18 protein-coding genes are annotated in these 23,899 nt (G+C 55.3%); 6 read left to right on the top strand and 12 right to left on the bottom strand.

Annotation, left to right across the window (positions count from 1 at the left end; translation table 11 throughout):
- Positions 1-75: 75 nt before the first annotated feature.
- Positions 76-3,075: a glycine--tRNA ligase subunit beta gene (gene glyS / locus AC01YT_RS05070; protein ID WP_476673283.1), complete on the bottom strand. Its 3,000-nt coding sequence runs from the start codon at positions 3,073-3,075 to the stop codon at positions 76-78.
- 409 nt (positions 3,076-3,484) lie between these two features.
- Between glyS and AC01YT_RS05065 the strand changes: the two genes are divergently transcribed.
- From AC01YT_RS05065 to infA, 3 genes are all read left to right on the top strand, one after another.
- Entirely contained in the window at positions 3,485-4,771 is a 1,287-nt protein-coding gene (locus tag AC01YT_RS05065) for a Glu/Leu/Phe/Val family dehydrogenase (RefSeq protein WP_476673281.1), read from the top strand.
- A 299-nt stretch (positions 4,772-5,070) separates the two neighbouring features.
- On the top strand, positions 5,071-5,280 hold the full coding sequence (rpsU, locus tag AC01YT_RS05060; RefSeq protein ID WP_236690018.1) for a 30S ribosomal protein S21: 210 nt from the start codon (positions 5,071-5,073) through the stop codon (positions 5,278-5,280).
- Between the two features lie 42 nt (positions 5,281-5,322).
- Positions 5,323-5,574: a translation initiation factor IF-1 gene (infA, locus tag AC01YT_RS05055; protein WP_054521945.1), complete on the top strand. Its 252-nt coding sequence runs from the start codon at positions 5,323-5,325 to the stop codon at positions 5,572-5,574.
- Between the two features lie 190 nt (positions 5,575-5,764).
- On the opposite strand, the gene AC01YT_RS05050 is transcribed toward infA, so the two are convergent.
- From AC01YT_RS05050 to AC01YT_RS05020, 7 genes are all read right to left on the bottom strand, one after another.
- Positions 5,765-7,135, bottom strand: coding sequence for a fasciclin domain-containing protein (locus AC01YT_RS05050; protein WP_476673279.1), 1,371 nt, complete (start codon positions 7,133-7,135; stop codon positions 5,765-5,767).
- Between the two features lie 170 nt (positions 7,136-7,305).
- Entirely contained in the window at positions 7,306-8,313 is a 1,008-nt protein-coding gene (locus AC01YT_RS05045) for a dihydroorotate dehydrogenase-like protein (protein WP_476673277.1), read from the bottom strand.
- Between the two features lie 65 nt (positions 8,314-8,378).
- Positions 8,379-11,978 (bottom strand): pyruvate:ferredoxin (flavodoxin) oxidoreductase, encoded by a 3,600-nt coding sequence (gene nifJ, locus AC01YT_RS05040; protein WP_476673275.1) that lies wholly within the window; start codon positions 11,976-11,978, stop codon positions 8,379-8,381.
- Positions 11,979-12,195: 217 nt separating this feature from the next.
- Positions 12,196-12,723, bottom strand: a complete 528-nt coding sequence (locus AC01YT_RS05035; RefSeq protein ID WP_476673273.1) for an NUDIX hydrolase — start codon at positions 12,721-12,723, stop codon at positions 12,196-12,198.
- A gap of 103 nt (positions 12,724-12,826) precedes the next feature.
- A complete protein-coding gene (locus tag AC01YT_RS05030) occupies positions 12,827-13,447 on the bottom strand; it encodes a LysM peptidoglycan-binding domain-containing protein (protein WP_476673271.1) in 621 nt (206 codons plus the stop codon).
- Between the two features lie 459 nt (positions 13,448-13,906).
- The gene (locus AC01YT_RS05025; protein ID WP_476673269.1) at positions 13,907-15,832 is read right to left on the bottom strand and encodes an ATP-binding protein; all 1,926 of its coding nucleotides are present in this window, start codon (positions 15,830-15,832) and stop codon (positions 13,907-13,909) included.
- Positions 15,829-17,526 carry a response regulator gene (locus tag AC01YT_RS05020; protein ID WP_476673267.1) on the bottom strand — a complete coding sequence of 566 codons (1,698 nt, stop codon included), beginning with the start codon at positions 17,524-17,526 and terminating at the stop codon, positions 15,829-15,831. The genes AC01YT_RS05025 and AC01YT_RS05020 overlap by 4 nt, the downstream gene beginning before the upstream one ends.
- A gap of 160 nt (positions 17,527-17,686) precedes the next feature.
- On the opposite strand from AC01YT_RS05020, the gene AC01YT_RS05015 reads away from it, so the two are divergent.
- From AC01YT_RS05015 to AC01YT_RS05005, 3 genes are read left to right on the top strand one after another with little or no spacing between them, the layout of a single operon-like run.
- A complete protein-coding gene (locus AC01YT_RS05015) occupies positions 17,687-18,610 on the top strand; it encodes a DnaJ C-terminal domain-containing protein (protein ID WP_476673265.1) in 924 nt (307 codons plus the stop codon).
- 28 nt (positions 18,611-18,638) lie between these two features.
- The gene (locus AC01YT_RS05010) at positions 18,639-19,832 is read left to right on the top strand and encodes a S1C family serine protease (RefSeq protein ID WP_476673263.1); all 1,194 of its coding nucleotides are present in this window, start codon (positions 18,639-18,641) and stop codon (positions 19,830-19,832) included.
- A 56-nt stretch (positions 19,833-19,888) separates the two neighbouring features.
- On the top strand, positions 19,889-20,989 hold the full coding sequence (locus tag AC01YT_RS05005; RefSeq protein ID WP_476673261.1) for a baeRF10 domain-containing protein: 1,101 nt from the start codon (positions 19,889-19,891) through the stop codon (positions 20,987-20,989).
- 79 nt (positions 20,990-21,068) lie between these two features.
- Here the strand turns inward: AC01YT_RS05005 and AC01YT_RS05000 are convergent, their stop codons facing one another.
- The 4 genes from AC01YT_RS05000 to AC01YT_RS04985 all read right to left on the bottom strand — a co-directional run.
- Complete coding sequence (locus AC01YT_RS05000; protein ID WP_476673259.1) at positions 21,069-21,674, bottom strand: hypothetical protein; 606 nt, start codon at positions 21,672-21,674, stop codon at positions 21,069-21,071.
- Between the two features lie 38 nt (positions 21,675-21,712).
- Positions 21,713-22,651 carry a hypothetical protein gene (locus AC01YT_RS04995; protein WP_476673257.1) on the bottom strand — a complete coding sequence of 313 codons (939 nt, stop codon included), beginning with the start codon at positions 22,649-22,651 and terminating at the stop codon, positions 21,713-21,715.
- The gene (locus AC01YT_RS04990; protein ID WP_476673255.1) at positions 22,648-23,637 is read right to left on the bottom strand and encodes a ComEA family DNA-binding protein; all 990 of its coding nucleotides are present in this window, start codon (positions 23,635-23,637) and stop codon (positions 22,648-22,650) included. Before AC01YT_RS04990 ends, AC01YT_RS04995 begins: the two co-directional genes overlap by 4 nt.
- Positions 23,638-23,668: 31 nt before the next feature.
- Positions 23,669-23,899 (bottom strand): SDH family Clp fold serine proteinase (locus AC01YT_RS04985; protein ID WP_476673253.1); only part of this gene is annotated, 231 nt, incomplete at its 5' end.

The following is a 23,899-nucleotide window of genomic DNA, read 5'->3' as shown; positions in this document are numbered from 1 at the left end:
GCGCTGACGGGTTATAAAAACTGCGCTGCCGGCCAGAAACAACCGGCAGCGCTTTTTATCGGTTGTCCAAATAACCTAGAAGCCCTCTAACTTGGAGAAGTCGGCAACCCCATCAGCCAGGGCTACAATACGCTGGAGCAACCCCAAGCGATTGGCGCGCAAGGCCGGGTCCTCAGCCATGACCAACACCTCATCGAAGAAACGGTTGATCACCGGGATCATGGGCAGGAATACCTTGAAGAAATCCTCCACACTCCCCGGACGGCGCGAAGTCACCTCGGCCTGCAACAACGCCGAAAGCAGGTGCTTCTCCGCCGGTTCAACAAACTGTTCAGAATCAATCGCATAACGCTCGCGCTGATCACGGGTGATGCGCACACAGCGAGCATAAGCCGGCAAGATGGTGTTCCAGTCGGGGCGATTGACCCACTGCGTTAGTTCGCGCACCGCACGTGCGGCCGCGGCGGGATTATGCCCCTGCGCCGCCAGCACCGCCGCAACCACATCATAGCGGTAGCCCTGTTCCAACAACTCGCTTTGCAAGCGCCCGATAATAAAGTCCAGGCATTCTGCTTTAGCCTCAGCGGTCACCGCGACCGGTAAGCCGTGTGCCGCCGCTTCCAACCCTTGGCACAGGTCAAAATCCAGGTTCCAGTGAATCAGATTTTGCACCAGACCCAATGCCGCACGCCGCAGGGCGAATGGATCTTTGGTACCAGTCGGTGCCAGCCCTACTGCAAATAGCCCCATCAGGGTATCCAAGCGGTCAGCCAGGCCTAACACCAGCCCCGCTGGCGTCTCGGGATAGCGGTCGCCGGCAAAGCGCGGCAGGTAAGCCTCAAAGATCGCCTCGGCTACAGCAGGAGGCTCACCACTTTGGAGCGCGTAATACCGCCCCATCACCCCCTGTAATGAGGTCATCTCGACCACCATATGAGTGACCAAATCGGCTTTGCACAGGTGGGCGGCACGGCGCACCGCAGCAGCATCTGCGGATTCAAGCCCAATCATCGGGATCAAGTGCTCTACCAGGGCCTCAATGCGTTGGGTCTTATCCAGCATAGAGCCGAGTTTCGTCTGGAAGGTGAGCGTACTTAGCCGCGGTAGATAATACTCTAGCGGGTGCTTGAGGTCTTCACGGATGAAGTACGCCGCATCGGCAAAGCGGGCGCGAATCACCTGCTCGTTCCCATCGGTGACGATATCCAGCCCTTCCCTACCACCGTTGCGCACGGCAATAAAGTAGGGTAAGAGGCGCCCCTCGCGGGTATAAACGGGGAAGTAACGCTGATGTTTCTTCATCACCGATACCAGCACCTCTTCCGGCAGGCGCAGGTAATCGGGATCGAACGAACCGCGCAGTGCCGTGGGGGCTTCCACCAGGTGGGTCACCTCGTTGAGCACTGCCTCGTCCAGGTGCTCGGGGTCACCCCCTACCTCGGCGATCAATGCCCGAGCCTGCTCAGCGATGCGTGCCTTCCGTTGCTCCGGATCCACAATCACGCCCTGGCGCTCCAGGAAGATGCGATGATCACGGGGATGAGAGAGCGCAAACGTGGCCGGCTCGGCAAAGCGCAACCCCCGCGTCACCCGCCCGCAGACCAGCCCGGCATAGGTGAAAGGTATCACCGTCTCACCAAACAGCGCTACCAACCAGCGAATCGGGCGCGAGAAGGCCACCCCACTGCTGTTCCAACGCATCGAGCGCTCAAAACGCAAATCTGCAATGACTTTGGTTAGCGCCTCGGCCAACACCTCAACCGCCGGACGACCTGATTCACGCACATGGGCGACCACATAACGCCCGCCGTCCATCTCAGCCACGGTAAGCGTGTCGACCGGCACGCCTTTGCTGCGCGCAAACCCTTCTGCCGCTGCGGTGGGGCGTCCTTGGGCATCAAAAGCCCGGTTGGCCGGCGGGCCCTTGACAACCAGGTCACGATCCGGCTGTCGCCCAGCCAAGTCCTCAACCCACACCACAAGGCGACGCGGCGTGCCCCAAACATGGATCGGGCCGTGCGCCAAATGCAACTCGTCCAACAGCGCTGGGATGCCCTCCCGCAGTTGCGCTAAGGCCGCATCCAAATCTGCTGGCGGGAGTTCTTCAGTACCGATTTCAACCAGGAGGGTTTCCCGTTCTGGTAGCGCCTGAGCAGGTTGGGCAGACACGGTGGGCATTTCATTCACCGCCGCCGCAGGTTTGAGCCAGGGGAAGCCCAACGCCTCACGCTGCGCCACATACGCCTCGGCCACGCGGCGGGCCATATCCCGCATGCGGGCAAAGAGGACCTGACGCTCGGTCACACCGACCGCGCCGCGGGTATCCAGCACATTGAAGGTATGGGAGCATTTGAGGACATAATCGTGCGCCGGGAGCACCAACCCCCGCGCCAGAGCGGCTTCGGCTTCGGCCTCGAAGAGCGCGAACATCTGGCGCAAGCGTTCCACATCCGCCACCTCAAAGTAGTAGGTGCTATGCTCGCGCTCCCCTTGCAGGTTCACATCACCATAAGTGCGTTCGGCATTCCATTGAATATCACGGAAGTTACTTACCCGTTGCAACGCCATAGCGATGCGTTCCAGCCCGTAGGTAATTTCGACCGAGACCGGCTCCAACACCATCCCCCCTGCCTGCTGGAAGTAGGTGAACTGGGTGATCTCCAGACCATCCAGCCAGACCTCCCAACCTAATCCCCAGGCACCCAGGGCAGGCGATTCCCAATTGTCTTCGACAAAACGAATGTCGTGTTCGCGCGGATCAATTCCCAACGCCTCTAAGGATCGCAGATAGATCTCCTGCGGATTCCCGGGATCGGGTTTGAGGATAACCTGAAACTGATAGTGCTGCTGCAAGCGGTTAGGGTTCTCGCCATAGCGCCCATCATCCGGGCGGATGGAGGGTTCCACGTAGGCCACGTTCCACGGCTCTGGACCGAGCACGCGCAGGAACGTGGCCGGATTCATCGTCCCCGCTCCCACCTGAGTATAGTAGGGCTGCCAGATCAAGCATCCCTGCTCCGCCCAAAACTGCTGTAATTTCATGATAATAGATTGAAAGTCTAACGCCTTCTTCATACCTTTCAGGCTCCTGTTAGGATAAATCCACTGGTTTTTTGATTATACCAGAGGCGCACAATCCATCCCGGCGGCTCTTATCCGGGTAACCTCAGCCTCGCTTGCGGGTTTTGAGTAACAGAGACTGGATCAAGGAATCGCAAAACCGCGCTATCCTGACACGCGTCCTAGTGTGGTGACGAATAAGGTCATCCAGGATTGCAGACGTTCATCATATTGACGCTAACCCTATAATTCGGTAATCTTGTAAGTGTAACGAAACAAGCGGAGGCGCCGCCGTGCCAATTCTGGCCCACATAAGCCAAACTTGTAGCGGGCATACGACCGGGATGCCCGCTATTATTTTTTCGCGGCGTTATCGTTGCCTCCAGGCCTTCCCCTACTCCCAACACCCACAGGAGAGATGTCTATGACGAGTACGACCAACGCTTTCGAAATGGCACAACGTCAATTCGATCATGTCGCCGAACTCCTCCAACTGGATCCTCAGGTGCGCGAAATTCTGCGCTGGCCCATGCGGGAGTACCATTTCCGCATCCCGGTGCGCATGGATGACGGCACCATACGTGTCTTTCAGGGTTTTCGCGTTCAGCACAACGATGCCCGTGGTCCCTGCAAGGGTGGCATCCGTTTTCACCCCGCCGAAACCATTGATACCGTGCGCGCCCTGGCCACCTGGATGACCTGGAAATGCGCCGTGGTAGACCTGCCGCTCGGCGGTGGCAAGGGTGGTGTTATCGTAGATCCGGCCACGCTTTCGGAAGGCGAAAAAGAGCGTTTGGCACGCGGCTACATTCAGCAAATCTGGCGTAACATTGGCCCACGCCAGGATGTTCCTGCCCCTGATGTGGGCACCAACCCGCAGATGATGGGCTGGATGATGGACGAGTACTCCAAACTGGTTGGGCAGTATACCCCCGGTGTTATCACCGGCAAGCCAGTCGGAGGCGGCGGCTCCCTTGGGCGCACCGAAGCCACCGGTTTCGGCGTCATCTACACCGTGCGCGAAGCCCTCAAGCACCTCAACCTTGACCCCGCTAAGTGCGTCGCCGCCATCCAGGGGTTTGGCAATGTCGCCCAATACGCGGCGGTAGGCTTTACCGAAATCCTGGGTGGGAAGGTGATCTGCGTATCCTATTGGGATCGCGAAGATCGCACCGCTTACACCGTAAGCAAGGCCGATGGCATTGATCCGCGCTTCCTGATGAGCATCACTGATCAATACGGCACGATTGACAAGAGCAAAGCCCGCGCCGCCGGCTATACAATTGAGGGCGGTAACGCCTGGCTGAGCAAGGAAGCCGACGTGCTCATCCCCGCCGCGCTCGAAGGTCAGATCAATGCTGATACCGTGCACCACATCCACGAACGGGTCAAGTTGATCGCCGAGGGCGCCAACGGCCCGACCACCCCCGAGGCCGACGAGATCATTCGCCAGCGTGGCATCTTCATGATCCCCGATTTCCTGTGCAATGCGGGCGGCGTGACGGTATCCTACTTTGAAAGTGTGCAGAACGACATGAATTTCTACTGGACAAAAGAGGAAGTGCTCCAACGCCTGGACACCAAGATGACCCAGGCCTTCCAAGCCGTGCTTGACCTCGCGCTGAAGGAAGGTGTTTTCATGCGCGATGCTGCCTACATGGTTGCAATCACACGCGTGGTCAAAGCCATGGAACTGCGCGGGTGGATATAGACGGGAAACTGTGAAATCCATGAATCCAAAACGAGCGAGGTGCCCCATTGGGGCACCTCGTTTCTTTAACATGTTTGACGCGCATCGTATTGTCAGGTATAATAAAAAAGCCTGCGAGCAACCTTCAGGCGGTTTTACCAATTGATTGGCATGATTTCCTGGAACGGAGGTCATATCGCGCTGGGCAAGTGGGCATGGTGAACGGTTTATCCTTTTGAGAACGCCCTCGGCTGCAAGTGCGGTATGCAGCCGAGTTTTTTGCCCGCGCGCGAATAGATCAAACTTGAACCCGAAAGGAGGTGAGTGCGTTGACCATAGTGATCTTGCGGCCTAACGAAAGCCAGGAACAGCTGCTCAAGCGCTTCCGCAAGAAGGTCGTCAAGAGCGGTGTGCTAAGCACCGTGCGTCGGAAACGTTGGTTCATTTCCAAGAGCGAACTGCGTCGCCTGGAACAGAAGAAGGCCATTCGCCGCATGAAACGCCGCCAGATGTCACGCGCTTCGGAGTAAGCCTTCGTTCATCGGGTTGGTGAAACAGTCTGGAGGTCCTCGATGGCCAAAGAAGAAGAGAAGATTCAGGTGGAAGGCACGATTGTAGAGGCATTGCCGGGCACGCAATTCCGCGTGCGCCTGGATAATGGGCATGAGATCCTGGCATACCTCTCGGGGCGGATGCGCAAGTATTATATCCGTATCCTCCTCGGCGACCGGGTACGGGTGGAAATGTCGCCCTATGATCTCACCCGTGGCCGCATCGTTTATCGCCAAAAGAAGGCCGGCGAACCGGCGCTTGAGGAAGAATAAACCCCACCTGGACTTATTCCTAATCCGTAGGTAGGTGTTCCTAAAAAGGCGGCTTCTTTATCCAGCCGCCTTTTTCTTTCCAACAAAAAATCGCGCAAAAAATGCTGAAGGCTGCCATAAACTGGCAGCCCTCTCTTCCCAGCCCACAACTACCACTAAAGAGTACCCACCCACTCGAACCGGTAAAACTTTATCGCGGGGGCAAGAGCACCGTATCAATCACGTGGATCACACCATTCGTCGTCTTTATGTCCGTCAGGATGACCTGGGCGTCGTTGATGTAGACTTTGCCATCCTGAACTTTGATCGTGACGGGCTTGCCCAACGCGGTATCGGCCTGCTGCAACTTCACCACATCCTCGGCTAACACCCGCCCTGAGATAACATGATAGAGCAAGATGTCCGTGAGTTGCTTCTTATTTGCCGGTTTGAGCAGGTTATCCAGCGTACCAGCGGGTAACTTTGCAAAGGCTTCATCCGTGGGAGCAAAGACGGTAAAGGGGCCTTCACCTTTCAAGGTATCCACCAAGCCCGCAGCCTGAACCGCCGCAACCAGGGTATTGAACTGGTTGAATACCGCAACGTCCACAATATCCTTGGGCAGGATCACCGTGTCGATCACATGGATAACACCGTTGCTGGCCTCAATATCCGTGATGATGATCTGCGCCTCATTGATGTAGGCCTTGCCCATATCCACTTTGAAGAACACAGAGGTACCTAATGCGGTATCCGCGATTAGGCCATCTTTGACCTCGGAAGCCATCACTTTTCCCGGTAATACGTGGTAAAGAAGGATGTTGGTCAATTGTTGCTTGTTCTCCGGCTTGAGCAAGGTTTCTAAGGTTCCCGCGGGCAGTTTGGCAAAAGCATCATCGGTAGGCGCGAACACAGTGAACGGGCCTTCACCCTTCAAAGTATCCACCAAACCTGCAGCTTGTACCGCAGCGACCAGCGTGGTGAAACGCCCATCAGCCGCGGCAATATCCACGATGTCCTTCTTGGCTTCAGCGGTCATGCTAGGGGGCAGAATGACGGTGTCGATGACGTGAATAACGCCGTTGCTGGCCTCGATATCGGTGATGATCACCTGCGCGTCATTGATGAAAACCTTGTCACCTTCAACTTTGATGGTGATAGGCTCACCGGCTACTGTTTGGGCTTCGCTCAGTTTAACCACGTCTGACGCCAAGACCTTTCCCGGAACAACATGGTAAGTCAAAATCTTGACTAGTTGATCTTTGTTCTCGGGTTTGAGCAAATTATCCAGGGTTTCTTTCGGCAGTTTGGCAAAAGCATCGTCGGTAGGTGCGAACACCGTAAAAGGCCCCTCGCCCGATAAAGTTTCAACCAAACCCGCAGCCTGTACTGCGGCGACCAGGGTACTAAACCGGCCATCTGCTACGGCGATATCCACAATAGTTTTGGGTGCCGGAGTTGCTGTTGGGGGAACCGGGGTAGCCGTGGGCATCGGCGGTTGAGTGGGTTCAGGCGTTGCGGCCGGCGCACATGCCGATATTACCAAAACAGCGGCCACTAACAGTAAGAAAATGTGTCTCATCGTGTCCTCTCCTTACAAAAGTATGTTATCGGGTAGTAACAACAATGACATTGTAGCCAGCCGTATAAAGTTAGTCAAACATATAAACGATGTTGTATAATGTTTTTGTAAAGCGTTAAACAAAAAACCTCCCCGCACCGGGGAGGTTTATCATGCAACGCATCAACGGGCTAGTAAATCATTCGATTATCGTAAGTGAGCAGCGCTTTCATGTAGTTGGCGCGTTCAAACGCCGCTGGCTCGGCTACCGCCTGTTGGCTCATACTGCCGATCATCTGCTGCACAGACTGATACTCAAAGGTTTCCATCCATTCCTGCATTTCTTGCAAGATCTCACCAGCCCGTTTAACCCCATGTTTTAGCAAGGCCGAGGTTGTCATGGCCACCTTGGCGCCGGCCATGAGTGCCTTGATCACATCCTGGCCGGTGTGTACCCCGCTGCTCAACGCCATATCTACTGCCACCCGGCCGTAGAGAATTGCAATCCACCGCAACGGCAGGCGCAATTCATCCGAAGTGCTCAACACTAGGCTGGGCACGACTTCCAACGTCTCAATATCAAAATCCGGCTGATAGAAACGATTGAACAGGACCAAACCATTCGCACCAGCCCGGGCTAATTTATGTGCAAAATTGGGCAAAGCCGTAAAGAAGGGGCTGAGTTTCACCGCCAACGGAATGCGGATCTGCTTGCGGATATCGGCCACCAACGCCACATAATTGGCCTCTAATTCTTCCGCCGTCAGGGCTGGGTCAGCGGGAAGATAGTAGAGGTTGAGTTCCAGGGCATCGGCTCCAGCTTCCTGAATCAGGCGCGCGTATTCGATCCAACCGCCGCTGGAAACCCCGTTTAGGCTACCGATGATGGGAATACTTACGCTTTCCTTAGCCTTGCGGATCAGTTCCAGGTAACCCTCCGGGCCAATATTGTAACGTCCTAAATCGGGGAAGTAGGTCAGGGCTTCGGCAAATGAATCGCTGCCGCGGGTCAGATAATGATCCAGTGCCAGGCTTTCATGAACAATTTGCTCTTCAAATAACGAATACATCACCACCGCACTGATACCAGCATCCTCCAGACGACGAATCCCATCCAATTTTTTCGAGAGCGGAGAAGCCGAAGCCACCAGCGGGTTTTTCAATTCCAGACCTAGATATCGGGTTTTCAGATCTACCATACACACCTCCTAAGATCAGGCGAGGGTTCCAGGGATATTTCCTTCGAACCCTCGCCAAATGCCACTCAGTCTTGCGCTAGCGCACTCTCGTGGCCGTTGCCGTTGATCTTCATGACCATTTCGGCCATTTGTTTGTATTGCAACCAACGGCGCTTTACATCTTCCTGCGCGGCTTTGAGTAACATTTCAGCGCGTTGCTCATCACTCTGGGCCAGCATGCGATAACGGGTCTCGTTGTAAACGTAATCAGCCAACGGGACGCTCGGTTCCTTGCTATCCAGGATCAGCGGGTTCTTGCCCTCATCCAGCAACATCGGGTTGTAGCGGAAGAGCGGCCACGCACCCGACTGCACCGCCAGCCGTTGCTGATCCAGACCCTTGCGCATATCAATGCCATGGGCAATGCAATGGCTATAGGCGATGATCAGGGAAGGCCCTTCATAGGCATCGGCTTCCAGAAAAGCCTTTAAGGTATGCTGATCGTTAGCGCCCATAGCAACCTTTGCGACGTAGACGTAGCCATAGGTCATCGCAATCAACCCGAGATCCTTCTTGGGCAAGCCCTTACCGTTAGCCGCGAACTTGGCCACCGCAGCGCGCGGCGTAGACTTTGAGGCTTGTCCGCCGGTATTGGAGTAAACCTCGGTATCCAGGACCAGGATATTGACATCGCGGCCCGAAGCCAAGACATGATCCAAACCACTGTAGCCAATATCGTAAGCCCAACCGTCGCCACCGACGATCCACACGCTCTTGCGCACCAGGAAATCGGCCACGTCCATCAAAAGGCGCGCGCGGAGATCGTTGATCCCAGCCAGGCGCTCTTTGAGCAGCGCAACACGTTGGCGCTGTTCGCGAATGCCGGCCTCACTGCGCTGATCGGCCTTCAGAATCGCATCCACTAATGACTCACCCACTTGCGCGGCCAGGCTCTGGAGCAATTCACGCGCAAACTCGGTTTGTTTATCAATGGTCAGGCGCATGCCCAGACCGAATTCCGCATTATCCTCAAACAGGCTGTTGCTCCAGGCCGGCCCACGTCCTTCGCGGTTGAAGGTCCATGGTGTGGTGGGCAGATTGCCGCCGTAAATTGAAGAGCAGCCGGTCGCATTGGCAACCACGATACGGTCGCCAAAGAGTTGCGACATCAATTTTAGGTAGGGGGTCTCACCACAACCGGCGCACGCCCCGGAGAACTCAAACAGTGGCTCCAGCAGCTGCGAGTTCTTGACCGTCGAGACGCTGATCGCGGTGCGATCTACTTCCGGCAGGGAGAGGAAGAACTCCCAGTTTTCGCGCTCCTGCTCGCGCAGTGGCGGTTGTGGTGCCATGTTGATCGCCTTCAAGCCGACCTGGCTCTTGTTCTTGGCGGGGCAGGCTTCCACACATAACGCACAGCCGGTGCAGTCTTCGGGCGAGACCTGCAAGGTATATCTCATACCCGGAAACTCTTTGAAGCGCGCATCGGTGGACTTGAAGGTTGCCGGGGCGTTCTCAAGGTATTTGGGGTCATAGACCTTCTGGCGGATCACCGCATGCGGACAGACCATCACACATTTACCGCATTGGATACATACCTCAGGATCCCAAACCGGGATTTCGAGGGCAATGTTACGTTTTTCCCACTTGGCCGTCCCGCTGGGGAACGTACCATCCGCCGGCAGTTTGCTGACCGGCAAGCGGTCACCCTCGAAGATCATCATCGGGGCCAGCGTCTCGCGGACAAACTCAGGGGCTTCATCGGCCACTGGCTTGCGGCGGGTGCGGGTGGCAGTGACCTTATCCGGCACTTTCACCTCTTGTAAATGCGCCAGGGCTTGATCCACCGCTGCAAAGTTGCGTTGCACCACCGCCTCACCGCGCTTACCGTAGGTCTTCTGGATGCTCTTCTTGATCTGGGCAATGGCTTCATCTTGTGGCAGCACCCCACTAATGGCGAAGAAGCAGGTCTGCATGATCGTGTTGATGCGCCCGCCCATGCCGGTCTTGTTAGCCACTTCATAGGCGTCAATGACGTAGAAGCGCAGTTTCTTCGCAATGATTTCTTCTTGCACCTCGCGCGGGAGTTCATCCCACACCTTGTCTGCCGGGTAGATGCTGTTGAGCAAGAAGATGCCACCCGGTTTGGCATACTTGAGCACATCCAAGCGCTCCAAGAAGGAAAACTGGTGGCAGGCCACAAAGTTTGCATCCCCTTCCCCGATCAAATAAGGCGCACGGATAGGTTTGGGACCAAAGCGGAGGTGGGAAATGGTGACTGACCCCGATTTCTTAGAGTCGTAGACGAAATAGCCCTGGGCGTAATTATCGGTTTCCTCACCGATGATTTTGATCGAGTTCTTGTTCGCGCTGACCGTGCCGTCCGCGCCCAGGCCAAAGAAGACACAGCGCACCGTCTGCGGATCTTCGATGGAGAAGGAAGGATCATACGATAGGCTCAGACGGGATACATCGTCCTCGATGCCCACTGTAAAGTGATGGCGCGGCTGATCCTTTTGCAGTTCATCGAAGACCGCCTTGACCATAGCCGGGGTGAATTCTTTGGATGAAAGGCCATAGCGACCACCTACGATCATCGGTGCCTGCTTGAATGGTGCAAAGCCTTGGCTTAAGCCCTCATACACCGCCGCGACGACATCTTCATAGAGCGGCTCGCCCGCGGCGCCGGGCTCTTTGGTGCGATCCAACACCGCAATCTTACGCACCGTAGCAGGCAAGGCTTTCATGAGGTGACGCGCCGAGAATGGTCGGTAGAGATGCACGGTGACCACCCCAACCTTCTCGCCACGCTCTATCAAGTAACGGGCCGTCTCCTCGGCTGTCTCGGCCCCAGAGCCCATCAGGATAATCACCCGTTCGGCGTCCGGCGCACCGGCGTAATCAAAGAGGTGATATTGTCGCCCAGTCAATTGTGCAAAGCGATCCATCACCTTTTGCACAATCTCCGGACAGGCTTCATAGTAAGGATTACAGCGCTCGCGGGCTTGGAAGAAGACGTCCGGATTTTGCGCCGTGCCACGGATGAACGGGTGATCCGGGCTGAGCGCGCGGGCACGATGCTGGCTGACCAGTTCGTAATCAATCATCGCCCGCAGGTCGTCCTCGCTCAGAAACTCGATCTTATTGATCTCATGCGAGGTACGGAAGCCATCAAAGAAATGCAGGAACGGCACGCGCGATTCCAGTGTGGCCGCTTGAGCGATCAAGGCATTATCGTGCGCTTCCTGCACCGACCGCGAAGCCAGCAGCGCCCACCCCGTCTGGCGGGTAGCCATCACATCCGAGTGATCCCCGAAAATCGAGAGAGCATGGGTCGCCACCGTGCGGGCTGAGACGTGAATCACCGCTGGTGTCAGTTCGCCAGCGATCTTATACATATTAGGAATCATCAGAAGCAATCCCTGCGAGGCAGTAAACGTGGTGCACAAAGAGCCAGTTTGCAAAGCACCATGGACAGCACCCGCCGCGCCGCCTTCGGATTGCATCTCCACTACCAACGGCACCGTTCCCCAAATGTTGGGGATACGCTTGGCCGACCATTCATCCGCCAACTCACCCATACCCGAAGAAGGGGTGATCGGGTAAATGGCAATCACCTCATTAAGGCGATAAGCAACATGGGCAACAGCCTCATTAGCATCAATTGTGATCACTTGGCGACTCATAGGTTACACTCCCTGTAAATACCTTTGGTATTCAACGTGCTGTGGACAACGCCACGGCACAGATTGCGCGGTCTAGACACAATTCGTTCATTCAAGTTTATCCCCAATCGGAAGTGGGATAAAGTTATATAGGTCACCTTATTTGTGTGCGTCCTGTCACAATTCAACTCGCCCCCTTAAACCTTGCTCTTATTCACCCTAACCCCTCTGGCTGGCATTACCGCAAGTAAGGTTGGGCTAGCAACAAGGCCGCCAACGTCTTGGCATCATGGATCTCACCTCGCTGGGCCATCGCATAGGCGTCTTCTAGGCTTAAGCGGCGCAGGCGCAGGAATTCATCCGCATCGGGGCGCAGGGGATTAGGATAGAGTTCACGGGCCAAGAAGACCACCATGCGCTCGGTGCAATACCCGGGCGCAAGGTAAAAATGCCCCAATTCAATCCATTCTCGCGCCGCATAACCGGTTTCCTCGCGCAGTTCGCGTTCGGCACAGAGAGAGGCTTCCTCTTCGTCTTCCATCACCCCGGCGGGCAATTCCAGCAATTCCTGACCAGCGCCAATCCGGTACTGAGCGACAAACAAAATCTGCCCCTGGGCATCCACCGGCACCACGCTGATTGAATCGCGGTGCTGAACCAAATCATACGGCCGTACACGACCATCCGGCAACCGTACCTGCACCTTAACCACATCAAACGCATGCCCCTGATACTGGGGTACGTGACCGAGAATTTCAAACGTCATGAATCACCTCGAAGTAAGGACAGGACTAAATAGAACAAGCGCGGGTCTGATGGCATTGCCCGCGCTCCCATGGATAAATTGAACCACCTCGGATAAATCGAGGTTAGGGAATTTGCAATACCTGACCTGGTGTTAGGGTATAGGGACTTTGAAGGTTGTTCGCCGCGATGATAGACTCGGGGAATACATCCCCAAAATCGCAGGCAATCGAGTAAATCGTGTCCCCGGCTTTGACTGTGTACTGCGTAGGATGAGGTTTCAGTGCACGGTCACCCGCACTCCACCCACCATCCTGAGGGATCTTCAAGACAGTACCGGCGGCAGGACGTGAATTCATCGTCAAGCCGTTCGCCTCAAAAAAGGTGTTGATGTCCAGATTGTAGCGACGGGCGATGCATAGCGGCCACTCGCCTGATTGCAGGGTGTAGGTGGCAGGACGCGTGGGCGTGGGGATGATCACCGGTGTGTTGGTCGGTGCAGGGGTTGGAGAAGGTGTTTCAACGACCATCGGCGTTGCCAGCCCGCCCTGAGGCGTCGGCATAGCCATCTGGGTTTGCTGTGCTACTTCCGTCATCCGCTGTGCCACGTCCACCGGGAACGGAATTTCCTCCGAAGTAGGCGTAGCCAGGGCCGTGGGCGAGGTGGAGGCCGAACGGGTACACCCTGAGACCACTAGCATTGCCAGGACAGTCAAGGCCATAAAGAATAACACGCGTGTTTTCATAGAAAATTCTCCTCCAAATCGCAGTTCAAAATAGCGCCCGTATTCTAATTAGGTGCTAACTTCATTTCATAGTAGCATATCGCTGAATCCGCGTCAAGCACACGCGTAGAGCAATTTTTAACATCCCATCAACTCTTCTCTATTTAGTTTACAAGTTTATCATCGCTCCTTCGGTTATCCTTCATGGTTCAATTGTCCTGGATAAAAATCATAGCCTTTGCCCCGAAGATGTCACGGGGAGTCAAGAGGAACATCATTTATCCCTTATGACGTCTAACCATAGTCAATGCCATGAAGTTGGAGTATGATCATTAGCGACAACGTGGTCATCCGGACACCTCCAGACAAGCTCATCGCTGTCTCCTCCTTTGGCAAGAGCCTCCGCCGGAACAAGCAACGCCTCCGGCGGAGGCTTCTTTATCTTTCCCTTTTACGTCATTTCCATTAGAACGCGAGGACTTATGCTTCCATCACTGGCAGGACAATGGTGAACGTTGTGCCCTGCCCCAGGGTTGACTCGACCCAAATCCGTCCCCGGTGGCTTTCCACGATGGATTTGACAATCGCCAGGCCTAAACCACTGCCCGCCACCTCTGTACCGGCATTGCTGGCACGGTAGAATTTGTCGAAGATGAACGGTAAATCCGCCACCGGGATGCCAATGCCGGTATCACGGAACTGCAAAATGATCTGCTCTTGCTCTAACTCCCCATGAATGGTGATCTGTCCACCAGGGGACGTATATTTGATCGCATTATCCAGCAAATGCTCAAACATTTGCCGAATTTGCACCGGGTTACCCAGGAACAGCGGCAGGTCTTCTGGCAGTTCCATGATCAGCCGATGACCCTTGCGCTCCAGCGCCTTTCTGAAATTCTCGATGGCATGCTCCAGTACCTGCTTGAGGCTAAACGTCTCACGCCGTGTATCGAACCCAGCCTCAATGCGCCCTAAATTGACCAAATCGTCTACCAGGTGGGTAATATTTTGGACACTGGCCTGCACGCGGCGGATGAATTCCTGCTGTAATTCGTTCACCGGACCAGCCCGCTCAATCAACTCCACATAACCCAAAATTGCCGTAAGCGGCGAACGCAAATCGTGAGATACGGTGCTGACAAATTCACTCTTGATGCGGTCAATTTTCTTCAATTGAGTGATATCGTGCAAAGTCACTGCCGCACCCACTTCAGGGATCGGCGTTCGCTGGACATCAAAGACACGCCCATCCTCAACCGTCAGTTCGATGCGGTTGGAAAGACTGCGCGTGGATAACTCCAGCAACTCCACCAATTCCGGAAAGGTGATCACCTGCCGCGCCGGTTTCCCGATGACGTCCAATTCGCTCAGGTTAAGCGCTGCCATTGCCGCCTGGTTGATCAACAAGATATTCCCTTGCTGATCCACTACAATGACTCCATCCTGGATACGCCGCAACACCGTCTCAAGTTTATTGCGTTCCAGGCGCGTCTCATGATAGAGGCGGGCATTTTGAATCGCAATTGCCGCGTAATCTGCCAGCGTGGTCAGCAACTGCACATCGCGTTTTTGGAACTGAAAGCGACTGTGCCGATTATCCACGCCCAGGACGCCGAAAACCTGCCCTTTATACTGCAAGGGTACATAGACCAGCCCATGTACCAAGTAAGCCGTTTTGATCTTTTGAGGCGTGTTTTCATCCAGAAAAACCGGCTGTCCGGTGCGTACCACCGAACCCGCCAGGGTATCCTGGATCGGCAGGCGGAAGGTGCGCACAAAATCTTCCTGAAAGTTCTTCGAGGCACGCATGTAGAGTTCGCCGGTCTCTTCATCCACTAATAGCAGTGCCCCTTCTTCGGCACCCGTCAGTTCAACCGCCGCCTCAACGATGGCCGAGAGCACGTTATCCGGATCGAGAGAAGCGGTAATGCTCTGGCTCAAACGTGCCAAGGTCTCCAATTCATCCACCCGCCGCTGCAACCGATCAGTATAACGGCGCGCTTCCAGCATCATCCACTCGCGCAACCGCTGGTAACGGGTAAGGTTAGTCTCAACCGCACGCAACACCTCTTCGGACTTAAGCGGCAGGTTCAAGTAATCGCTCACCCCCAAGCGCAAGGCTTCTTTGAGTAGTTCAGGCGAGTCTTTCTTGACCAGGAGCAGGATCGGCACCTCGGGGTGATCGCGGCTTAACTTACGCGCAAAATCAAGGTGATTATTCCCCCTGAAGGCATCCGAAAGGATGATTAAGCCAGTCGGATGGGTATTTAGATAGTTAAAGACCTTATCCTCTTCCTGGAAAACGGCCACAGAGTAACCAGCAGCTTGCAATACCCGCTCTAGCAGGTAGTTGACCTGCGCGTCTGAGGTAGCAATTAGAATGTGAGTATCCTTCACCTGGGTCATAGGATCTCAGTGGCCTTTGCGGGAGAGGATGGGATGGCCGTAGATGATCGGGCAAGAGGGAACACAACATGCCAGCGCAACAAGTGCGCAGCAACAAACTCTAACCAAATTTTACCCTGATATTGCTTCAAAATTTGCTGAATTAAGTGCCGATCCGGGCTCAGTCCACGCGGGAAACGCGCCGGAGTCAACGCACCACCTTCAAAGGGTTGATTTTGCAAGGCTCCGCGTTGCTCATCAGTTAATTCCGCTTGCAGTTCTACTTCTAGATGGGCTTCGCCTTGCTGCTCAGAGATGCGTCCCTGGATCTGTCCGCTTTCGCTTAACCCAATGGCTAAGATGAGCACGCCCTCCAAGACATAGCCCAACAAAGCTTCATCTCCATTCACGAGCAGTGGCCGGGAATGCGACGCTAAGATAATTTCTTGCCCCCTCTGCTGCGCAAGCGGTAAGAGGCGATGCACTGCTTCACTGACCAAGGTGTTGAAATCCTGGGCTTGGGCCGGTGCCACAGCCACATCTCGTAAACCATCTGGGATCAAACCGGCCAGCACCCGTAATGCGTCCAGGCTCTCACGCCAGGTTATCAGTGCCTGACGTTGACCCGGGCCCCACCGCGCGGTTGGGTCTTTGCTCAGGCTTTCCAAAGCCTGACGTTGCCTTTCAATCCCCTCGCGCAGCTGCAGGCGTACTTGTTGCAAGGTTTTATCCAGCACTCGTACCCGCAAATTAGCATTTTCCATGATAACCTGCTGAAGACGTACCCGTTCTTCCAGGATGCGGAATAGACGGGCATTGGCGAGCGAGATGGAGGCAAAATCCGCTACGGCTTCGACCAAGCGCTGCTGTGCCGGCTGGTAAGGCACTTCTTTCTTACGCATCAACACCACAACGCCAATCACCTGCTGAGAAGCCTTGATCGGCACCATCAAAGCCGCTTGTCCTAGCGCAGCAATCTGAAAACGCTTAAGGGGTTCCCCACAAAGTGCCAACGATTCACCCGAAAGCATCACCAATCCGCTCACCCCATCTTCCCAAGGACGATTGCGCTGTGCCATTAAAGAGGCCGGGAGATGTTTGCCGGCGGTTAATATGAGAGCCTTTCGCCCTTCATCTTTGAGCAATATCCATCCCAAGTCTGAACGGGTGGCCTTTATCAATTGCTCCAACAATTGCTCAAACAAAACACCTTGATGGGTGAGGGAGGTCAACACCTTGGCAATATTGAAAATGGTTTGGAGTTCATCCACGCGCTGTTGTAATTCCTGGTTGGCATGCTGCAAAGCCTGCGCCAGTTGCTCACGAGCGCGGCGTTCACGCACCTGCTTGAGCACCCGCTCTGCCACTGCCAACACCTCCGGCTCACGCGCTGGCCAGAGCAGATAATCCACCGCACCTAAACGGAAGTTTTGGATCAGGTCAGCCTCGGAGCCCTTGGGGGCAATTAACACGACCGGGATATCCATCCCCTGGGCTTGGAGCGCTACCAATAGATCCTTACTGCTCAAACCTTCCAACGCCAAATCACACAAGATGACATCTGGTAGTGTCTGCACCGCGACAGCAATGGCCGTGGGGACATCCACAGCATGCTCAACGCGGTAACCGGCCGCCTGTAACGATTGACGCCCGACCAGATTAAAAATCAAGGGGTCTGGCTCTACGATTAAAAAATATTCTCGCGGTTGAGCCATGCTTTTAATATAGCATGAATAAAGGCTTGAGGAAGAGCTTCTTACCCCTTCATCGGCTTACGGGTGCTTTACAATTTGGTTAGAGGGATGTATTAGCGTTTTATAAGAAGTGCTCAGTGTAATCTTGACGCCAATGAGTTGACAGACATAAAATGAAAGTATGGAATATAAGGATTACTACAAAATCCTCGGCGTAGATCGCAACGCAACGGAAGAAGAGATCAAAAAAGCCTACCGTCGCCTGGCGATGAAGTATCACCCGGATCGCAATCCGGGCGATAAATCAGCGGAAGAGAAATTCAAAGAAATTAACGAGGCCTACGAGGTCCTCGGCGACCCCGAAAAACGCAAACGCTATGATGCGCTAGGCGAATCCTATTTCCGCTGGCAGCAGAGCGGCGCTCCGGGTGATTTCAATTGGGAAGAATGGTTCGCTCAAGGCCCGGTAGGCACGCGCACCGTCCGTATTGACCTCGACGACCTCTTCGGTGATCTGGGTGGATTCTCCGATTTCTTCAGCGCCATTTTCGGTGGCATGCCCGGCACAACTGCCCGCACCGCGGGCCGCCGCACCCGCCAGACCACCCCGGCTGTGGAACAGCCGGTTCAGATCACCCTGGAAGAAGCCTACCGCGGCACCACCCGCCTAATCCAGGTGGATGGGCGGCGTTTAGAAGGCAAGATCCCACCCGGTGCGCGCACCGGCACGAAAGTCCGTCTGGCCGGGCAAGGGCCGATCGGCCCTAACGGTCAGCGTTCCGATCTTTATCTGGTTATCGAGGTCTTGCCCGATCCACGCTTCGAACGCAAGGACGATGACCTCTACACCGAGGTTACAATAGATCTCTACACTGCTGTTTTAGGCGGTCAGGTGACCGTTCCTACCCTGGGTGGGGATGTCATTTTGACCATTCCCCCCGGCACGCAACCCGGTCAGGTTTTCCGCCTTTCTGGGCGGGGTATGCCAAATTTGCGCAATCCCCAAAAACATGGTGACCTTTACGTCAAGGTTAAGGTTGAACTTCCGCGGCATCTGACCCCTCAGCAGCGCGCGCTTTTCGAGCAACTCCGCCAAAGCAGTTAATGACGGGCATAAAGAAAGGATAGTGGTAATGAAAAAGCGATTTGGCTGGATAGGAATGCTTGGGGTTTTAATCCTGGTAACTCTGGCCTGTCGCCTGACCCCCACTCTACCTGAACTAAGCCGAGAACCCACGGCCACCTCCGCTGGGGTTCAACAGGCAACCCTACCGCCCGCAGGGCCGGTAGCTACGCCTACCCTCATGACCGAAGCTTCCCTTTCATTCGCTGAGCGGGATGCACTTCTGGCCAATCTTTATGAGCGGGTGGCACCGGGGGTCGTCTTCATCGCGACTACTACCGACGGCGAAATTGAAAGTCTGGGCTCAGGTTTTGTCTATGACCGTGAGGGACACATTGTGACCAACTACCATGTGGTCGAGGGCGCCAGCGGGCTGGAAGTGTTCTTCTCTTCAGGGCTTAAAGTGCGGGCTAAAGTGATCGGCCAGGACTTGGATTCGGACTTGGCGGTGATTAAAGTGGATGTGCCCGCCGACGCCTTAGTACCTCTACCCTTAGGAGATTCGGATCAAGTTCGGGTGGGGCAAACCGCTATTGCCATCGGCAATCCTTTCGGGTTGACCGGCACCATGACGGTGGGGATTGTTTCGGCCAAAGGGCGCACACTAGAATCCCTGCGCCAGGCAGAAGGTGGCACCTTTTTCAGCGCCGGCGATGTGATTCAAACCGACGCGTCCATCAACCCTGGTAATTCCGGCGGACCGCTGCTCAACCTGGCCGGTGAAGTCATCGGTGTTAACCGTGCCATTCGCACCACCGGCACTACCATCACTGGTGAACCCGTTAATAGCGGGATTGGCTTCGCTGTTTCCAGCAACATCGTCCGCCGCGTTGTCCCGGTGTTGATCACTCAAGGACGTTATGACTATCCCTATCTTGGCATCAGCAGCCGCGAGATGCTGACCCTGGAACAAATCGAAGCCCTTGGCTTGCCGCGTCAAACCGGGGCTTACATCGTATCAGTCACGCCGGGCAGCCCGGCAGATCGCGCCGGCCTGCGCGGCGGCAGGCAGCCCACCCGTTTTGCCGGCCTGCCCGCGGGGGGCGATTTGATTATTGCCATTGACGGCCAGCCGGTGCAGACGTTCAGTGACATGCTCAGTTACCTGATGAAACATAAAAGCCCTGGCGATACCGTCGTTCTGACCATTATCCGCGATGATCAAGAAAAGGAGGTGAACGTTACCTTGGGTAAGCGCCCCTGAGCAGGGCTTCGGCTGGCTCTGTCGGTTCTGCCAATCCCATTTGACAGGAGGATGCCATGTTAACTGATCAGGATGTGCGGGAGTTGCTTAAGTTCACTTCGCCTCACCCCGTATTGAGCGTCTACCTCAATACTGACCCAACCCTGGGGAACAAAGACTCCTATCGGCTGCGCCTGCGTAACATGCTAAAAAAAGTGAACCTCCCGCAGGATGAAGAGGCCGTTGAACGTTATATTATGCAGGAATACGACTGGAGTGGTCGCGGAGTGGTGGTCTTCTCATGTGCACCGGAAGGATTCTTCCGCGCTTACGCTCTGGCTGTCCCGGTGCGCGACTTGGTCCATGTCGGTGACCGCCCCAGTGTGCGAGTGTTAGCTGACTTGCTGGATTCTTACGGTGGTTACGGCGTCGTCCTGGTGGATAAACAGGGTGCGCGTCTCTTCCACTTTCATCTCGGCGAATTACGCGAGCAAGAAGGTATTGTCGGCGAGGCGGTCAAACGCACCAAGCACGGTGGTGCTTCCAGCCTACCCGGTGCGCGCGGTGGTACGGCCGGACGCACTAAACACGTAGATGAGGTTATCGAACGTAACATGAAGGAAGCGGTGGATTTTGCCATCTCATTTTTCGAGCAAAATCATATTCGCCGCATATTGATCGGGGGCACTGAGGACAATGTCGCGCTCTTCCGTTCCCTTTTACCTAAAGCCTGGCAAAGCCTGATTGTTGGCACCTTTCCCATGAACATGACCGCCAGCCATGCTGAGGTCCTGGCCAAGGCCATGCAGGTGGGCCATGAAGCCGAAACCAAACGTGAATCACAATTGATCAAAGATTTGATTACTGCAGCGGCTAAGAATAGCGGCGCTGTCATCGGTCTAGAAAACACCCTCCAAGCCGTTAACGAGGATCGGGTGATGACTCTGGTGATTCTGGAGGGATTTGAGCAGTCCGCTTATCGTTGCACGCAATGCGGCTATCTTACCTCGCGCCAGCAAGTGGCGTGCCCGGCCTGTGGTGGCGAGATGCAAGAAATCCCCGATGCCGTGGATTTTGCCATCAGCCGCGTCATGCGCAGCGGTGGCGACGTGGAAGTTGTTCACCGCAATCCTGATCTGGAAAAAGCCGGCATGATCGGCGGCTTTTTACGGTACTAAATGGCTTAGTACCCATTAAATCAAACAGACGCTCCGCTTTAAGCGGAGCGTCTCATTTTACACCCAACTCAGGTTCTGGTTAGCGCATCCGTATCCGCGCCAGATTCTCACTCAATAAGCGCAGTTCTTCCAGGGCTTTGTTGGGGTTGCTACTCAAACTACTGCGGATGGTCTTGAAGCGTTCTTGTAGTGCCTGCATCGTTTGAGGATCATTGAGTAAAGGCTCCAGATCCTTCAGCCGAGCTTCGGCGGCGCTTAACTCTTGCTGGGCGGTCAAGTTATCCTTGGTGATCAACGCCAAGCGGGCATAACTCACATTGCTGATCAAGCGGCTTAAGACCATATCCATTTGCCCCGCCGCCAGGGCTTCTTCCACTCGTTGATAATCCGCGCGCAGTGCGGTCAATTCGGCGCTGGTTTTCTCGTAATCCTGGCGTAGGGTCGTTAATTCTTGGCGCATCACGGTGGCTTCACGTTGCAATGGGAAATAGAGCGCAAAGAAAGCCACTCCAAAGCCAGCAACAAAGGCTGCCAGTACGATCAGTAACCAGGTGAGTGCTTTCTGCCACCATTTACGTGTAGGTTTGGGTGGGGCTACCTCAGAGATCTCCGGTTCTGGACTGGGGGTCTCTGGCACAACCTCAGGCGCACCACCATCTTCCATGGGTTCAGATACCGTGCTCATCGTGACCTCCTATGAATTTTAGAACTAAAGCCCTTGACTTAAGGTGAACGCGGCGAAGGGGACGGGGAGGGTGAGGGGCTCTGGCGGAACGTTGGGGTGGGTTGAGAGGTCAAGGTAAGGGTCGGCGTGGCCGGGGTGATCGTCCCAACAGGCTGCGTTGCCTCCGATGACAAGGGTAGTGTGCGCAACGGCGTCGGAGTCGAAGCAGTAGCCGGAAAACCGGCCAAAAGTGACCACCAGAGGATATCTAGATCCTCAGCGGCTAGCACTGGCAAGGTGAGCAGGTTCGCTATGGCCAGATCCAACCGTTCCATCCAGGTACGCACAATCGCTTGTTGTTCATCGGGCACCCGCTCCCACAATTGGAGTAACCAATCCCGCGCCTGGTTGAGTTCATCCTGTGCCAGGCCATAGTTCCCCGCCATCAGATGCTGACGAGCGCGCAGCACATGTAACGCAACCCGTAATGACACGATGTCATTCGCAACCCCCTCTTTCCCAACCTGAGCTTCCAAGGTTTCAAGCCGTCCCTCCCAGGCCGCCAGAGGCGTACCCAAGGCCGCCACCTGAGTTTTCAACCATCCCGTATCTTCATCCAGTTCGCCGATTAACTCCCCTTGATTGGTGATCTGACGTTCCAAGATACTCAATCGCGCCGCCTGAGTGGCTAGTTGTAACGTGGCCGTGAGGTTCATGTTATACGAGAAAGCGTGCTGTGTTTGCAAGCGGGCTTCTTGAGTCGTTAACTGCTCGTTGAGCAGCGCAAACCGTCCCGCCTGTTCGGTTTCCAAGGCACTCAAGCGCGCCGTATTTTCCTCTGCCGGCAGGATCGCCCGCTGATAAATAAAGACCGAGCCGAAGTATGCCGCCGCTCCCACCAAAAGCCCTAGAACGATAACGACCAACAAGCGCAGAACGGCTCTTACAAAGGCGCGTGCCGCCTGCCCGGTCCCGCTGGTGGATGATGAGCCACTCATGGCACTTTCTCCGTTCCGGTTGGGGTTTCCAATAGTAACTGTCGCAGCCCGGATAAGAAACGCTCAAAACGGGCACTGGCGGCTTCTACCGTGCTGAGACGCTGGTCAAATCCCTTAACCAGAGTTTGAACGGCCTGGATATCCTTACGGGCTTGCTCTAATGCGGTGGACAATTCTGAAGTCTGGCTTTCCAGGCCAGCCACCCGGGCGTTCAAGCCTTCCAATGCCTGCACCCGTGCCGCCATGGTGTCTAAATTGCGCTCCAGCCGATCCACACGTTCGGACAGAAGCGTAACCTCAGCACGAAACTGGCGAGACTGTGCCAGCGAAGTGTAACGAAGTGTCCCGTTGATTAGCCCCAAGAAAAGCAAAACCAGCCCAACCGCCAGGAACAACGTTACCAGGTTGCTTACCACAACCCAGGTGATCACCTCACGCCGTGTCAGCAACTTTTCTGCAGACAACAGCGTGGGCATAGAGGTTACGGCCTCAGGCGCCACGCTCGTTTCTGGGGCTTCTGGTGAGGTCAAGCTACCCACTTCCGTTTCATCAGCCGGGGAAACCGCCTCTTGAGCCTTGGGGACGGGTGAAACCTGGGACGACGAGGGCAATATCTCGGGCTCCGGCGAAGGCTCACCAGAGGCCTCTTCACCACCGCCAGCAACTCCTGGGGATGCGGTTGCGGGTGTCAACACCTCAACCGGATTTTCTACGCCCGGCTCTTCCGGCTCATCCGTCGTGGCGCTTACCTCCTGGACATCTGAGAAGACAGGCTCTGCCGTCGAAACGGTCAGGTAAGGCCGCAAGCGCTCTAACAACACCGGGCCGATGCCGCTTACCCGCACCAGATCATCTGGTGTGTTAAAAGGTCGTGCCTCAATGATGCGCTGGGCTAATGCCGGCCCAATGCCGGGCAGGCGTTTCAAGGCATCGAAGGGGGCATGATTAAGATCCACCAGCTCGTAAGATTTTGGCTCATCGCTCATTATGCCTTCCTTTCAAGCAATCTAACGCTCTTTACCCCTGATGATTCCCCTGCTGGGGTGCCCGGCTAGGCACACTCGGGCGTGCAGGATAGGGCATCGGGATATATTCCACTGAGGGTCGACGCTGGAGTGTCTGTGGGTAAAGATTCATCAGTTGATAAATCTCGGGTGGCATCTCGGTGCTAACGTTAAGCCCCAATTCCCGCGCCTCCTCAACGGTGATCGGATAATCATGCGTCCAACGCCCGGTAGCCAGTTCCTC

This window comes from Thermanaerothrix sp. (assembly GCF_056331585.1).
This window is presented reverse-complemented; position numbering and strand designations above follow the sequence as displayed.